This is a genomic window from Actinosynnema sp. NPDC023587 (genome assembly GCF_040640215.1).
In the GTDB taxonomy this organism is placed as follows: Bacteria; Actinomycetota; Actinomycetes; order Mycobacteriales; family Pseudonocardiaceae; genus Actinosynnema.
Genome location: NZ_JBFABG010000018.1, coordinates 1 through 14450, shown reverse-complemented (window position 1 = coordinate 14450; position 14450 = coordinate 1). Strand labels below are relative to the sequence as shown.

Annotated in this window: 13 protein-coding genes; 5 read left to right on the top strand and 8 right to left on the bottom strand. The window is 72.6% G+C overall.

Going from position 1 to position 14450, the window contains the following annotated elements; translation table 11 throughout:
* Nucleotides 1-87: 87 nt before the first annotated feature.
* The 5 genes from egtD to AB0G01_RS31275 form a co-directional block, all read right to left on the bottom strand.
* Nucleotides 88-1062: an L-histidine N(alpha)-methyltransferase gene (egtD, locus tag AB0G01_RS31295; RefSeq protein ID WP_360953087.1), complete on the bottom strand. Its 975-nt coding sequence runs from the start codon at nt 1060-1062 to the stop codon at nt 88-90.
* Entirely contained in the window at nt 1063-1821 is a 759-nt protein-coding gene (egtC, locus tag AB0G01_RS31290) for an ergothioneine biosynthesis protein EgtC (protein WP_360953084.1), read from the bottom strand. It lies immediately after the preceding gene.
* Between the two features lies 1 nt (nt 1822).
* Nucleotides 1823-3154, bottom strand: a complete 1332-nt coding sequence (gene egtB, locus AB0G01_RS31285) for an ergothioneine biosynthesis protein EgtB (RefSeq protein WP_360953081.1) — start codon at nt 3152-3154, stop codon at nt 1823-1825.
* The gene (locus AB0G01_RS31280) at nt 3151-4314 is read right to left on the bottom strand and encodes a glutamate-cysteine ligase family protein (protein WP_360953078.1); all 1164 of its coding nucleotides are present in this window, start codon (nt 4312-4314) and stop codon (nt 3151-3153) included. The genes egtB and AB0G01_RS31280 overlap by 4 nt, the downstream gene beginning before the upstream one ends.
* Nucleotides 4315-4780: 466 nt before the next feature.
* Nucleotides 4781-5386 (bottom strand): DUF5753 domain-containing protein, encoded by a 606-nt coding sequence (locus AB0G01_RS31275; protein ID WP_360953075.1) that lies wholly within the window; start codon nt 5384-5386, stop codon nt 4781-4783.
* A 127-nt stretch (nt 5387-5513) separates the two neighbouring features.
* On the opposite strand from AB0G01_RS31275, the gene AB0G01_RS31270 reads away from it, so the two are divergent.
* Both AB0G01_RS31270 and AB0G01_RS31265 read left to right on the top strand, forming a co-directional pair.
* On the top strand, nt 5514-6104 hold the full coding sequence (locus AB0G01_RS31270; protein WP_360953072.1) for a helix-turn-helix domain-containing protein: 591 nt from the start codon (nt 5514-5516) through the stop codon (nt 6102-6104).
* Between the two features lie 57 nt (nt 6105-6161).
* A complete protein-coding gene (locus AB0G01_RS31265; RefSeq protein ID WP_360953069.1) occupies nt 6162-6692 on the top strand; it encodes a thioesterase family protein in 531 nt (176 codons plus the stop codon).
* Between the two features lie 149 nt (nt 6693-6841).
* On the opposite strand, the gene AB0G01_RS31260 is transcribed toward AB0G01_RS31265, so the two are convergent.
* Nucleotides 6842-8005, bottom strand: coding sequence for a TetR/AcrR family transcriptional regulator (locus tag AB0G01_RS31260; protein ID WP_360953066.1), 1164 nt, complete (start codon nt 8003-8005; stop codon nt 6842-6844).
* 126 nt (nt 8006-8131) lie between these two features.
* Between AB0G01_RS31260 and AB0G01_RS31255 the strand changes: the two genes are divergently transcribed.
* Complete coding sequence (locus AB0G01_RS31255) at nt 8132-9298, top strand: cytochrome P450 (protein WP_360953063.1); 1167 nt, start codon at nt 8132-8134, stop codon at nt 9296-9298.
* 47 nt (nt 9299-9345) lie between these two features.
* On the top strand, nt 9346-10641 hold the full coding sequence (locus AB0G01_RS31250) for a cytochrome P450 (RefSeq protein ID WP_360953060.1): 1296 nt from the start codon (nt 9346-9348) through the stop codon (nt 10639-10641).
* 132 nt (nt 10642-10773) lie between these two features.
* Here the strand turns inward: AB0G01_RS31250 and AB0G01_RS31245 are convergent, their stop codons facing one another.
* Nucleotides 10774-12249 carry a peptide MFS transporter gene (locus AB0G01_RS31245; protein WP_360953057.1) on the bottom strand — a complete coding sequence of 492 codons (1476 nt, stop codon included), beginning with the start codon at nt 12247-12249 and terminating at the stop codon, nt 10774-10776.
* A 179-nt stretch (nt 12250-12428) separates the two neighbouring features.
* Here AB0G01_RS31245 and AB0G01_RS31240 point away from each other — a divergent pair, with 179 nt between their 5' ends.
* Nucleotides 12429-12962 (top strand): TIGR03086 family metal-binding protein, encoded by a 534-nt coding sequence (locus AB0G01_RS31240; protein ID WP_360953054.1) that lies wholly within the window; start codon nt 12429-12431, stop codon nt 12960-12962.
* 773 nt (nt 12963-13735) lie between these two features.
* Here AB0G01_RS31240 and AB0G01_RS31235 read toward each other — a convergent pair.
* A complete protein-coding gene (locus AB0G01_RS31235; RefSeq protein ID WP_360953051.1) occupies nt 13736-14257 on the bottom strand; it encodes a DUF4262 domain-containing protein in 522 nt (173 codons plus the stop codon).
* Nucleotides 14258-14450: the final 193 nt, after the last annotated feature.

Below are 14450 nucleotides of genomic sequence, written 5' to 3'. Positions count from 1 at the left end.
TCCGACAATCCACGGCGTCGTCGCGCGAGGCTCTCACCCGCAGGAGTGGTAGCGCACCCGCAGAACGGATGATTTCTTCACGCTGTGTCAGCCCACGACTCGGGCGAGTGACAACGCGAAGCGTTCCTGCGGGTCGGTCCACCAGCGGTGGAGCTCGAACCCGGCGGCGGTGAGCTCGCGCTCCACGCCTTCCCGCCGGAACTTGGCCGACACCTCCGTGCGCAACTCCTCCCCCTCGGCGAACTCGACGTCGAGCTCCAGCGCCGCCACGTGCGCCCGCACCGCGCGGACCGCCCGCAGCCGCATCTCGATCCACTCCTGGTCGGCGTTCCACAGCGCGACGTGCCGGAACGCCAGCGGGTCGAGGTCCGCGCCCAGCTCGCGGTTGAGCACCCGCAGCACGTTCCGGTTGAACTCCGCGGTGACGCCGCGCGCGTCGTCGTAGGCGCGCACCAGCACCTCGGGGTCCTTCACCAGGTCGGTGCCCAGCAACAGCCACTCCCCCGGTTCCAGCACGTCCCGCACCGAGGTCAGGAACTTGTCGCGCTCCTCGGGGATCAGGTTGCCGATGGTGCCGCCGAGGAACGCCACCAGCCGGGGCGACGAGCCCGGCAGCAGGCCCAGGTGCTCGGTGAAGTCGCCGACCACGCCGTGCACCGACAACCCGGGGTAGTCGGCGAGGATCTGCCGGGCCGCGTCGGTGAGCGCGCTCGCCGACACGTCCAGCGGCACGAACTCGGTCAGCGTCCCGTGCTCGCGCAGCGCGTCGAGCAGCAGCCGGGTCTTCTCCGACGAACCGGAACCCAGCTCCACCAGGGCGTGCGCCCCGGTGGTCGTCGCGATCTCGGCCGCCCGCGCGACCAGGATCTCCCGCTCGGCGCGGGTCGGGTAGTACTCGGGCAGCCGGGTGATCTCCTCGAACAGCTCGCTGCCCACCGCGTCGTAGAACCACTTCGGCGAGACCCACTTCGGCCGCGCCGTGAGGCCCGCTTTCGCCTCGGCCCGGAGCGCGACCACCGCGTCCTCCGGAGTCAGGTGCACGTCCAGCACTGGCTCGGTCATCTATCGTCCTATCGGTTGAACGCCCACGGCGATCGCGTTGTCGGGGGAGGTGGTGGCGGTGACGACGTGCCGGTCGGGCACTTCCCGCCAGCGCGGGTCGTCGTCCAGCGGCTCGGAGGACACGGTCACCGCGCCGTCGCCGGAACGCACCCACAGGGCGTGCGTCCAGGTCGTGCCGACCAGCACGGTTCCGTTGGTGAGCAACAGGTTCAGCCGCGAGCCGGGCGCGGCGGCGGCCACTTCGGACACCACGGACGCCAGCGCGGCGGCCGGTGGCGCGGTGGCCAGGCGCGCCCGGACCAGCGCCCACAGCAGGGCGGAGTCGGTGGGCGCGTCCAGCGTGAGCAGGTCGGTGACCGGCAACGTCGCCGCCAGACCGGCGACCGAGCCGGGCCAGTCGACGATCCGGCCGTTGTGGCTGAACAGCCACGTCCCGTCGGTGAACGGGGCGCACGCGGTCTCCACCACCGGCATCCCGGTGGTGGCCGACCGGACCGCCGCGAGCACCGCGCCGGAGACGACGACCCGGCTCAGCGCGGCCAGGTTCTCGTCCGACCAGAGCGTCCCGGTGCGCCGGTAGCGCACCGCCGGGCCGCCCGGCGCGGGGTACCAGCCCACGCCGTAGCCGTCGACGTTCACCGTGCCGCCGCCGCGCATGTCCCGCGGTGCGTACGACTGGCGCAGCAACGAGTGCGGCGGGTCGTGCACCAGGGCCGCGATGGGCACGGCGGGGCCGAGGTAACCCAGGTGGCGGCACACGTCAGCCCAGTTCGTCCGGCGTCGCGTCCCGCGCGCAGCGGAACCCGGCGAAGATCTGCCGTCGGATCGGGTAGTCCCAGTTGCGGAACGTCGAGCGCACCGCCGACCGGTCGGTGCCGAACGAACCGCCGCGCAGCACCTTGTGGTCGGGACCGAAGAACACCTGCGAGTACTCGGCGTAGGGGAAGACCTCGAACCCGCCGTAGCCGTGGAAGTCGGAGCTGGTCCACTCCCACACGTCGCCGATCAACTGGTGCACGCCGAGCGGGGACGCGCCCGCCGGGTACGCGCCGACCGGTGCCGGCGACAGGTGCCGCTGCCCCAGGTTGGCGTGCGCCTCGGTCGGCTCCTCGTCACCCCACGGGTAGCGCCGCGACCGACCGCTCGCCGGGTCGAAGCGGGCCGCCTTCTCCCACTCGACCTCGGTCGGCAGCCGGCGGCCCGCCCAGCGGGCGTACGCCTCGGCCTCGTAGTAGCAGACGTGCACCACGGGCTGGTCCGGGTCGAGCGGCGCGGTCACGCCGAACGCCGTGCGGAACCACTGCTCGCCGTGCCGCTCCCAGAACCGGGGAGCGACCAGCGGGGCCTTGCGGACGTGCGCCCAGCCGGCGTCGGACCACCAGCGCGGGTCGCGGTACCCGCCGTCCGCCACGAACGCCGCGTACGCGCCGTTGGTGACCGGCGCGGTGTCGATGAAGAACGGGTCGGTGTGCGCCTGGTGCGCGGGGCGCTCGTTGTCCAGCGCCCACGCCTCGGTCGACGTGCCCATGGTGAACGGGCCGCCCGGCACCAGCACCTCGGCGGGCCCGACCGGTCCGGCGGGCGGCGGCGGCGGGGCGTCCAGCACCGGCGGGCCGGTGCGGAGCTGGTGGGTGGCCAGCATGGTCTCGTCGTGCTGCTGCTCGTGCTGGACGATCATGCCGAACGCGAACCCGCCGTCGAGTAGCCTGCGGCCCTCCAGCGGACTGGTCTCCAGCACGTCGAACACCTTGTCGCGCACCTCGCCCACGTACCGGCGGGCTTCGGCGGGACCGAGCAGCGGCAGTTCCGGGCGCGCGGACCGGGCGTGCTTGAACGCGTCGTAGAGCTCGTCGATGTCCTGGCGCACCGGCTCGCGCCCGCCGACGTCGCGGACCAGCCAGAGCTCTTCCTGGTTGCCGATGTGGGCGAGGTCCCACACCAGCGGGGACATCAGCCCGGAGTGCTGGCGCACCAGGTCGTGGTCGTCCACGGCGTCGGTGAGGACTTCGCTGCGCCGCCGCGCCCTGGTCAGTTGGGCGGCGACGTGGTCCCGGATGCGCTCGACACCGGTGGTGTTGTCGATGCTGGTCATGAACGGCCCCCTCCGGCATTCTCAGCGGTCTTCTCGGCGAGCGTGCGGTGCAGGTCTTCCGCGATGGCGTCGGTCTGCCCGACGGACAGGTCGGTGTTGCGCAGCGCCGCGCAGCCCAGGGCGACCACGTCGCGCGCCGCGCGCGCGAGCACCGGGTCGGCCAGGCCGTACCGCGCCGCCGCGAGCCAGCGCCCGCCGGCGGCCCCGGTGGCCGCCAGCGCCGCGTCCACGACGGACCGGTCGCTGAACAGCGCGGCCATCAGCACGACGGGCGGCAGCCACCCGCCGTCCGGCGGCGTGTCGAGGTAGCGGACCTCCACGTACCCGCGCGGGCGGACCGGCGGGAACTGCAACGACAGGTGGTAGTCCAGGTCTTCGGCGGTCGGCCGCGCCCCCAGCGCTCCGCCGATCCAGTCGGCGAAGGTCAGGGGGCGCGGGGGCAGCCAGTCGTTGCCCGGTCTTCGGACCACGATCACCGGGGCGTCGACCACCCGCCGCGCCCAGGCCGACGCCGGGTCCGCGCACACCGCGGCGGGTCGGGTGCGCACGGGGTCGGTGGCGTAGAGGGTGCGCATCCGGGCACTGGCCCAGTCGGTGCGCCGGCCGCCGACGCCGGGCGAGTTCGCGAACAGCGCGGTGAGCACGGGACCCAGCGCGTGCACGGCGGCCCAGCGCGTGGCGAGGTCGGCTTCGTGGCCGAAGTCCAGGCACACCTGGAGTCCGGCGGTGCTGCACATCATGGTGATGCCCTCGGGCCCGACGGGTGCGAAGGCGTGCTCCATCGCGGCGTAGCGGGGCACCTGGAGCAGGCGGCGAGGGGGGCGGTGCGGATCGGCACCGCGGTGACCGAGTACCAGGCCCGCGGGCTCCAGCAGGCCGGTGAGGTGGTCGACGTCCGCGGCGACGGTCTTGAGCAGTTCGGTGAGCGAACCGCTCGGCGGGGTGGAGATCTCGACCTGGCCGCCCGGTTCGACGGTGAGCGGCGTGCCGCCGGGCAGCGGGTGCTGCGGGCTGTCCGGGACGAGGGTCGGTGGTGCGTGCTTGCCCAGTGCCGCGGCGAGCACGCTCGCGTCGAGCGGTTTCGCCGGGTTTTCGCGGTGGTGGACGGTCCATTCGATCTCGACGCCGAGCAGCCGTGGAGGCCCGTGCTTGAAGCACACCGAGGCGACGTAGGCCTCGGCTTCGGCACGGTCTCGGAATACCGCCGGGGTCGGCCCCTGTGCCGGAGCGTTACGTAATGCAGTCAAATCGCACACTCCCCGTGATCATCCTTGGTCGATTCGACGCTACACGGGGGGACCGACAGTCGCACGCCTGCGAAACCCTTACGGATCAACGACAAGCGGCCGACTCCGCAGGTCGGCGGCTCGTTCCGGACAGACCGGACGAGGGGGGACACGACGTGACCCGCCGGCAATCTACCGGCGGGTTAAGTTGCGGGTGGTCCGAATGGCCGCCGGTTCACCGCTGGGCGCGGTCCCGCCGGTGTCGCCGGACCGGGAGCGGCGACCCGCGCTTTGCCGCTGTGCCACCACGTCCGGACCGCGATCGTCCACACTTCGCCGGGATCACGACCGGGGCCGGTCGAGCGCGGGTCCGACGGCGGCGCGGGTACCCCGGTGTCGGTCAGGAACGGTGCCCACCTTCGCGCGACTCCCCGGACAGGGCTTCGGCGGCACGCGCGAACGCCTCCCGCGACTCGTCCGGGCCCAGGGCGCACTCCCGCAGCACGTCCGCCACCACCTGGTAGCGCGCCACCACGTCGTGGCACCCGCACAGCGTTTCGACGTGCACCGCCGGACCGCCCGTCGCGAACCCCAGCAGGGTGAACGACTGCCGGAACTCGGGCCGCCCGCCCGCCGCGAACGGCACCAGGCGGGCGGGCGAGGACGTGAGCGCGCGCAACTGCTCGGCCAGCACCCCGGGATCGCCCGACCACGTGTGCAACGCGGTCTCGTGCACGAAGAACTCGCACGCGGGTGCCGGATGCCGGTCCAGCACCTCGCGCCGCTCCGGGTCCGCGCCCTGGACCAGCCCGTAGGACGGTGTCTGGAGGAGCACCGGCACCACGAACGTGTCGAACGCCACGATGGTCGTCGCCCGGCGCTCGGCGGCGCGCAGGGCGTCCGGGTCGAGGTGGTCGTGGTGCGCGAGGCGGACCAGGTCGATCAGGTCGATGCCCCGCCGCACGTCGTCCACCTGCGAGAGCCGCCCGAGCCGGTAGTCCTTCACGGTGCGCCACCGTAGTTCGGCGGGCCCGCCGGTTCGAGCCGGCCGAGCCAAGATCACTCCAAAGTGGAATCCCTCAATCCGTACGTACTGATTGGATTTCCGGGGCCACGACTGGCAACATCGACAGGTGCCCAGGGTCAGCCAGGACCACCTCGACGCCCGCCGCCGCCAGATCCTGGACGGTGCCCGTACGTGTTTCGCGCGCTACGGCTACGAGGGTGCCACCGTACGCCGGCTGGAAGAAGCCACCGGGTTGTCCCGGGGAGCGATCTTCCACCACTTCCGCGACAAGGAGTCGCTGTTCCTCGCCCTCGCCGAGGACGACGCGCTCCGGATGGCCGACGTCGTCGCCCGGCAGGGTCTCGTGCAGGTGATGCGGGACCTGCTGGCCGCGCCCGAGCCCGACGCCGAGCACCCGGCGGACTGGCTGGGCACGCGGCTGGAGGTGTCCCGGCGGCTGCGCACCGACCCGGAGTTCCGCAGCCGGTGGGCCGAGCGGTCGCGCCAGCTCACCGACGCCACCAGGCAGCGCCTGCTGCGCCAGCGGGAGGCCGGGAACCTGCGGGACGACGTGGACGTCGACGTGCTCACGTCCTTCCTGGAACTGGTGCTGGAGGGACTGGTGTCGCACCTGGCGATGGGCCTGCCCGCCGACGACCTGGAACCGGTGCTGGACCTGGTCGAGGAATCGGTCCGCCGACACCGCCGCACCGGCTGATCGACAGCTTCCGCTCGGCACTCGAATCCCGTTCGGGTGCCCCCTAGGATTCCCGGCATGGCCGACCCGCGAGCTGCCCACGTGCACCGGGTGCGGGTGCGCCCGGTCGACTGCGACCGCCAGGGGGTCGTCCACGCCTCGCGGTACCCGGTGTTCTTCGAAGCCGCGATGGTGGAGGCGCTGCGATCGCTGCTCGGCTCGTACAAGGAGCTGGAGAGGCACGGCGTCGACCTCGTGGTGGCCGAGACGTCCATCCGGTACCTGGGCCCGGCGCGGTTCGACGACCTGATCAGGATCAACGTCCGGGTGCGCACGCTCGGCACCACGACGCTGACGATGGGGTTCGACGCGGACGTCGACGGCGCGCCGGTCGCGACGGGGTGGAACCGGTACGTGTCGTTCGGGACGCCGGAACTGCGCAGCACCCCGATCCCCGAAGACTTCCGCCGCCTCTTCGAACCCCGCCGCCGACCAGACGAGCCGACCGAGCCGACCGAGCGCACCACCCCGACCGGCCGCACCGCGCCGACCGCGCCGACCGCGTCACGCACCTCGTCCGCGATCCGCGCCAGCCGCGCCGGTCGCTAACGCGACACGTGTTGCATTAGTTGCGCTTAACGCGACACCAGTCGCGATAATGCGGAGTGGCGCGAGAGCCGACAGTCACGCGAGTGGGCCGCCAGTAGCGACCCGAGTGGGCCGACAGCTACGCGAGTGGGCCCGCAGCCAAGGGGGCGTCAGCGTGAGCCGGCGACGGCGTGGCAGGCGGCGAACCCGTCCGCCCGCACCAGGATTCGGCCGTTCCGCACGCGGAGCGCGGTCTCGGTCTCGTCGCTGAACGCCGGTACGCCGAGCGACTTCGCGAAGGTCCCGGACTCGTCGCACACCACCCGCACGTCCGGCCACGCCTCGACCGGGAACGCCTGGCGCAGCGGGCCGCAGACCTGCGCCACGGTCAGCCGGGCGAGCGGCCCGAGTTCCCGGGGCTCGCTCGTCGCCAGCACGACCGTCGTCGGCTCGCCGTGCCGCACCGCCTCCTCGACGGCGGCCAGCCGGTTCAGGCCGAGCACCGCGACCACGCCGTCCCGTGGTCGGAGCGGTTCGCCGCGCACCAGGTCGACGGCCGGCGGCGGGGTCCACGGTTCCTCGACCGGACGGATCGGCGGACCGGGCGGCGGGGTCGACCACCAGTCCTCCAGGTGGAGGTCGGCCAGGTGCTCGCACGCGACGACCACGTCGTAGGGCTGGAGGAAACCGGGCGCGGTCGCCGCGAGCCGGCTCGCGCCGTGCAGCGCGCCGAGCACGATCTCGGCTTGGCGGACCCGGCGCGCGGGCGCGCCACCCGGCCCGGGTCCGGTGGGGCGCAAGCGTTCCAGAGCCAGGCTGAGCAGCAACGCGTCGAGCTTGAGCAGGTGCGTGTAGGGCAGGCGCACGTCCTCGGCGAGCAGTTCCGGGGTGAGGTCGCGGCCCAGCCGGTCCTCGGCGAGGGGGCGTACCCAGGCCAGCGCGAACGCGCCCAGCGCGGCGCTGAGCCCGACCCGCGCACCCATCGGCGGGAGGGTGACGGGGCTCCCGGTCGAGAGGTGGTGGGCGTACGCACCACCGCCGGGACCGGGGTCGGAGCGGCGGTGGCGGAACGCGCCGCCGTCGGGGCCCGGGTCGGCTCGGGAGCCGGGTCCGGGCGGGTAGGCGTGTTCGGCGGCGTCGGCGAGGACGGCGAAGTACAGCGCGCGCTTGCCGGGGAAGTTCGAGTAGACCGCTCCCCTGGTCAGCCCGACCCGCTCGGCGATCGCGTCGACCTTCGCGTCCCGGAAACCGCGCTCGGCGAACTCGTCGCGAGCTGCGGCGAGCACCTTCGACCGGGTGCGCTCCTGGGTCTCCGCCCTGCTCACGCGGACCATCGGTGGACCTCCCCGCCGCTCGTGCCGGTGCCGTCGAGGGGACCTGGCTTGCCGCTCCGCCGTGATCCACGATAACGTCCGCATTCAGATGATGAGAACATCTGTTATGAACATCTGGAGCGCGAGATGACTGTTCCCGAGATCGACATCACCGATCCCGCCGTCCTGTTCGACCCGTTCACGGCCTACTCCGACGCCCGGGAGGCGAGTCCCCTCGCCCGGATCACCGTGCCCGGGATGGGCTCGCCCTGGGTCGTCACGCGCCACGCGGACGTGAAGGCCGTGCTGGGTGACGCGCGGTTCGCGCTCGACACCGGCTCGTTCCTGCCGATGCCCGGAATCCCCGAGCACTGCCGGCGCTACCTGCGCACGATGAGCGAAATGGAAGGCCCCGAGCACACCCGGCTGCGCCGACTCGCCGCACCCGCCTTCACCGCCCGCCGTGCCGAGGAGTTCCGGCCTCGGATGCGCCGGATCGTGGACGACCTGCTCGACGCGCTGCCGCCGGGCGGTGAGGTGGACCTGCTGGCCGACTTCGCCCGGCCGCTGCCGATGGACGCGATCTGCGAGCTCGTCGGCATCCCGGACGCCGACCGTCCACAGTGGAGGGAGTTCGGGGCGGCCGTGGCCGGCGGGTTCGGGCCCGCGTTCCTCGACGCCGTCCCGCGGGTCGTCGAGGGCGCGCGGGCGGCGGTGGCGCGCTGCGCCGCCGAGCCCGGCGACGACCTGATCTCCTCCCTGCTGCACACGCCCGAGCGGTTCACCGAGACCGAGCTCGTCACGCTGGTGTGGCACCTGGTGCTGGCCGGCCAGACGCCGACCAACCTGATCGCGAACGCGGTCGAAGCCCTGCTCACGCACCCCGGACAACTGGCCGTGCTGCGCGCCGACCTCTCACTCGTGCCGCGCGCGGTCGAGGAGCTGACCCGGTGGAAGAGCCCGCAACTGCTCACCGCGCCGAGGTACGCCCAGGAGGACGTGGCTTTCGGCGACGTGGTGGTCCGGAAGGGCGAGGGGGTGATCACGGCGCTGGTGTCGGCGAACCGCGACCCGCGCGTGTTCACCGACCCGGACCGGCTGGACGTGACCCGCGCGGAGGCCGCGCACCTGGCCTACTCGCACGGACCGCACTTCTGCCTGGGCGCGGGATTCGCGCGGGTGCAGACCGAGGAGGCGCTGACCGCGCTGCTGACCCGCTTCCCCGAGCTGGCGCTCGCGGGACCGCTGGAGCACTCGCCGGACCCCGGCACGTGGCGGCTGACGTCCCTGCCGGTCCGGCTTCGAGCGGAATGACCGGCTCCGTCCTTGAGACTTTCCCGCGTCGGCGTCACCGTTGCCCCATGCCGTCCGTGGTGAAGAACGCAACGTTGCTGTTCCTGGGGCGCGCCGCCGTTCGCGGCCACGCGCTGCTCGGCGATCCGGGAGCGCGGCTGTTCGCGATGAGTTCCGCCCAGGACCCCTACCCCGCTTACGAATCCGTCCGGCGACGCGGCCCGGTGGTGACGAGCAGGCTGGGTCTGCACATCACCGCGTCGCACGAGCTGTGCGACTCGCTGCTGCGCGATCCCGGTTTCGGACCGCTGCCGGCCGGCGAGTTGTCGCCGGTCGACTCGGTCGCCTACACCGGGGCGCGCCGGTTGGTGAACCCGGTCGAGGAGTCGTTCCTGGTGCTCAACCCGCCGGACCACACCCGGTTGCGACGGCTGGTCTCGCCGTGGTTCACCCCGCGCGGGCTGCGGGACCAGGTGGCCACCGTGGAGCGGGTGGTCGAGGAGTACCTGGACGAGGTGGCCGACCAGCCGACGTTCGACCTGGTCGGCGACTTCGCCGCGCGGGTCCCGATCCAGGTGATCGCGGACCTGCTGGGCGTGCCGGACGCGGACCACGCGGCGTTCGCCCGCTGGGGCGGTGCGGTGGTCAACGCGCTGGACGGGGTGCGGACCCTGACGGAGATGCGCGCCCTGCACAGCGGGTTGCGCGAGTTCGAGGCGTTCCTCGACGACCTGATCGCGCACCGCCGCCGGCACCCCGGCGACGACGTGGTGAGCCGGCTGGTCGCGCACGAGGACCTCCGGCGCGAGGACCTGATCGCGACCACCGAACTGCTGCTGGTGGCCGGGTTCGAGACGACGGTCAACCTGATCGGCAACTCGGTGCTGGCCGTGCTGGCGCACCCGGAGGTGCGCGAACGCCTGCTCGACGACCCCGGCCACGCGGAGGCGGTCGTCGAGGAGACGCTCCGGCTGGACCCGCCCGTGCAGTACACGGTCCGCGTGCCGTTCCAGACCACGGAGGTCGCCGGCACCCGGATCTCCCGGGGCACGCCGATCATGCTGCTGCTGGCCGGGGCGAACCGCGACCCGGCGGTGTTCACCGACCCGCACCGGTTCCGGCCGGGGCGGCCGAACGGCCGCGAGCACCTCGCGTTCTCGGCGGGCATCCACTACTGCCTGGGCGCGAACCTGGCCCGGGTGGAGGGCGCGGCGGCGCTGCGCGGGCTGTTCCGCCGGTTCCCGGACCTGCGCGCGGCGGGGCGGGTCCGCCGTCGCGCGTCCCGGGTGATCCGCGGCCCGGAGCGCTTCCCGGTCGGCACCGGCGCGGCCGAACACCGCCCGATCGTGGAAATCATCAGCTGAACCACAGGAATGTGGGGCATCCTGGACACCGCGCGGGTCCGACCCGCCGCACCGCCGCCGTGGCGGGTCGCCCGCGCTCCTCTTCTCCGCACCAGTGCGGATCGCGCGGTGTCCACCGCGACGTGCGCCCGGTCAGTTGACGCCGTGCATCAGCTTCCGGATGTTGTTGGTGCCCAACGCGAGCAGCAGGCCGAACACGATGGCGGCACCGCCCAGCACGCCGAAGTACACCTGGGCGTTCTCCTCGCTGTAGAACCGGACCACGATCGCGCCCACGCCCTGGCCGGCGGCCGACGCGAGGAACCACAGGCCCATCGTCTGCGAGGCGAACGCGCGCGGCGCGAGCTTCGTGGTCGCCGACAGGCCCACCGGGGAGAGCAGGAGCTCGCCGCAGGTCATCACCGCGTACATCAGGATGATCCACATGAAGTTCGCCCGCACCGACGGGTCGCCCGAGCTGGCGATCATCATCAGCACGTAGGACGCGCCGACCAGCAGCAGCGAGATCGCGAACTTGCGCGGCGTCGACGGCTGGCGGTTGCCGAGCTTCACCCAGAGCAGGGCGAACAGCGGCGCGAAGGCGATGATCATCACCGGGTTGATGGACTGGATGAACGACGGCGGGATGTCCAGGCCGAGGAAGTTCCGGTCCAGCCGGGTGTCCGCGAACGCCGCGATCACCGTCGCGCTCTGCTCGAACAGCAGCCAGAACATGGCCGCCGCGACGAACAGCGGGATGTAGGCGGTCAGCCGCGACCGCTCCACCTTCGTGGTCTTGGGGCTGCGCATCATCACCACGAAGTAGCCGACGGGCAGCACCACGGACACGAAGCTGATCAGGTTGATGACGCCCTCGCCGCCGAGCACGCCGGTCAGCACCAGCACGACGACCACGGCGGTCAGGCCGAGCGCGATCGCGGTGATCCGGGTGAGCACGCGGACGCGGTCCTCGGCGGGCAGCGGGTTCGGCGGCGTCGCGGCGGCGTCGCCCAGGTTGCGCCGGCCGAACCAGTAGGCGATCAGGCCGAGCGCCATGCCCACCGCCGCCGAGCCGAAGCCCAGGTGCCAGTCCACCTTCTCCCCGAGCGTGCCGGTCACCAGCGGCGCGATGAAGCCACCGATGTTGATGCCCATGTAGAAGATCGTGAAGCCGGCGTCGCGGCGCGAGTCGTCCGGCGCGTACAGGCCGCCGACGACCGTGGAGATGTTCGGCTTGAGCAGGCCGGTGCCCAGCACGATCAGGATCAGGCCCAGGTACACCCCGGCCACGCCGATCGGCAGGGCGAGCCCGACGTGGCCCAGCATGATGAGCACGCCGCCGTAGAAGACCGCCCGCTGCCCGCCGAACACCCGGTCGGCGAGCCAGCCGCCCGCGACGCCGGACATGTAGACGGCCGAGCCGTAGATGGCGACCAGGGAGAGCGCGAAGCTCTGGTCCAGCCCCAGAGCGCCTTCCGCCGTCGAGCGGTACAGGTAGTAGGCGAGGATCGCCTTCATGCCGTAGTAGGAGAAGCGCTCCCACAGCTCGGCGAAGAACAGCGTGGACAGTCCCCGGGGGTGCCCGAAGAAGCCCTTCTGGGGAGCGGAAGCCGCGCTCGTGGCGCTCAAAGGTTCCTCCTGGTGTCAACGTTGTCACCCACGGCGTTCCGGGACAAGCTACGCCGTACGGTCGTACTGGAAGAAATCGACGGGCGGAGCCGTGGGGAGGAGCACACGTTCGGGGTGCGGCGCGGGTCGATCTTTGGTGCACTCGTGTGGTGGATCTGATCGAAGCTCACGGACGCGCGATGACGGAGTTCGACTCCCGGGTGCGCCGGGTGCGCCCCGACCAGTGGGGGCTGGGCACGCCCTGCGCGGAGTGGTCGGTCCGCGACCTGGTCAACCACCTGGTGTACGAGCAGCTCTGGGCCCCCGAGCTGCTCGCCGGGTGCACGGTCGACCAGGTGGGCGACCGGTTCGAGGGCGACCAGCTCGGCGAGGACCCGGTGCACGCCTGGGTGCTCGCGGCGGCGGCGGCGCGCGAGGCGTGGATCTCGCCGAAGGCGCTGATCCGGCCGGTGCACCTGAGCGGCGGGCGCTCGACGTCGACGGAGTACGGGTGGCAGATGACCCTCGACCTCGGGGTGCACGCCTGGGACCTGGCGCGGGCGATCGGGGCGGACGAGCGGCTCGACCCGGACCTGGCCCGGACGTTGCTGGGGTTCGCGCGCGAGCACCTGGCGGACTTCGCCGGCAGCGGGATCTTCGGCTCGTCGGTGCCGGTGCCGGAGGACGCCGGCGACCAGGACCGCCTGGTCGCGCTGCTGGGCCGGACCCCGTGACGGGGCGGTGGCTCCCGGCCTCCCGCCGGCGCGGTGGGGGCGGGCGCGGCGGCGCGGTGCACGGCGAGCTCGGCCGTGGGTGGTGCGCATACCGCTAGTGGTGCGCCCGGACCCGGTGAGGCAAACGTGATCTACGGGACAGTCGTGGGCACGGGGCGGCGCGTGGCCAGCGGTGTGGTGGGTGACGGTGTGGTGGGTGACGGTGCGGTGGGTGACGGTGCGGTGTTGTGCGTGGTGTGTGGTGGTGTGGCGCATCTCGTGGTGTCGGTCGGCTGAGTGGAAGTGGTCTGCCGGGGCCTCTCCCCCCGATCTGTGGCCTGGCCCGGGATCGCCCGGCGACGGAGTTCTGTTCGTGCACGTCCCGCCCCGCGTACCTCCCCCGATCTACGCGGAGCGGGACGTGCTCCCCCCTTACCGATGTGCGGAGTAGAGCCCCCCGGTCGTGCCGCACACCGACTGTGATAGTCCCTGGTCGTTGTCCGGTGTCGAGGGGCTGCCGGCTGACAACGATTGCCGGACAACGACGTCGGGCCCCGGCCGCGGGCTTGCGGCGGGGGCCCGACGGGTGCCGGACGGATCCGAAGATCGACATCCGCACCGCGGAGTGGTCTTCTCGGCGTGGCTGCCCGGGGCGTTCCACCGGGTGCCGGGAGGGTGTCGCCGGCAGGACGCGCTGGTCAGCGTGGCAGGGGTGGGTGAACTCGCGGGAACGGGCGCGTCACGTGCGGTGGACGGCGCGATGAGCGTCGCAGGACAGCGCGGGCGGTGCGGGGTCAGGGACCGTTGTGGCCGGGGGTCCAGCTCTCCGGCCGGCCGCTCTCGGTCAGCACCAACTGCCAGTCGGCGAAGCCCTCCGGGGCGTTCGGGTGCCAGGGCCAGCGGCCGTCGGTGGTGGGGATGATGATCTGGACGGCCGCGAAGTCGCCCTTGCCGTAGAGCAGGAAGGCGCTGCCGAAGAACTCCGGGTAGAAGCCCTTGAAGACGCGTTCGAACGTGACCGGGACGCCCTCGAAGAAGTCGTGGTAGAGCTTGCCGGCCACGAAGCGCTCGCCCTGGCCGGCACGGGTGACGTACATGCGGATCAGCATTTCGGCCATCTCCGGCGGCAGGCCGATCACCACCGCTTCGGCCACGCCGAACCTGCGCCACGCGCCCACCGAGAACGCGTACTGGGCACCTTCGGCGTCGGCCGGGACGGTGACGACCGCGTGGCCGTGGCGTTCGGCTTGGTCGAACAGCCAGTCGCGGAGGTTCGCTTCCTGGGGGTTCAGCGCGGGACTCGACACGCTCGCCATTGTGCACGTGACGCGCGGGGTGCCGGCGGGGGCCGTTGGCCCGGGAGGGCCGGGAGTCCTCGTCGGGACGCGCCGGCCGCCGGGGACGACTCACCCACCGCGTCGTGCCATCCCGGTGCACGCCATCCGGAGCAACGTGAGGGCGCTTGCCGACAGGCGGGGTTCGAGGCGGTCGATGGTATCCGCCGTGAAA

Bases quoted from the DNA above. Each gene is read 5' to 3' on its own strand.
- egtD (WP_360953087.1), bottom strand. From the start codon at position 1,062: ATGACCGAGCCAGTGCTGGACGTGCACCTGACTCCGGAGGACGCGGTG.
- egtB (WP_360953081.1), bottom strand. From the start codon at position 3,154: ATGACCAGCATCGACAACACCACCGGTGTCGAGCGCATCCGGGACCAC.
- AB0G01_RS31265 (WP_360953069.1), top strand. From the start codon at position 6,162: ATGGCCGACCCGCGAGCTGCCCACGTGCACCGGGTGCGGGTGCGCCCG.
- AB0G01_RS31260 (WP_360953066.1), bottom strand. From the start codon at position 8,005: ATGGTCCGCGTGAGCAGGGCGGAGACCCAGGAGCGCACCCGGTCGAAG.
- AB0G01_RS31255 (WP_360953063.1), top strand. From the start codon at position 8,132: ATGACTGTTCCCGAGATCGACATCACCGATCCCGCCGTCCTGTTCGAC.
- AB0G01_RS31250 (WP_360953060.1), top strand. From the start codon at position 9,346: ATGCCGTCCGTGGTGAAGAACGCAACGTTGCTGTTCCTGGGGCGCGCC.
- AB0G01_RS31240 (WP_360953054.1), top strand. From the start codon at position 12,429: ATGACGGAGTTCGACTCCCGGGTGCGCCGGGTGCGCCCCGACCAGTGG.
- AB0G01_RS31235 (WP_360953051.1), bottom strand. From the start codon at position 14,257: ATGGCGAGCGTGTCGAGTCCCGCGCTGAACCCCCAGGAAGCGAACCTC.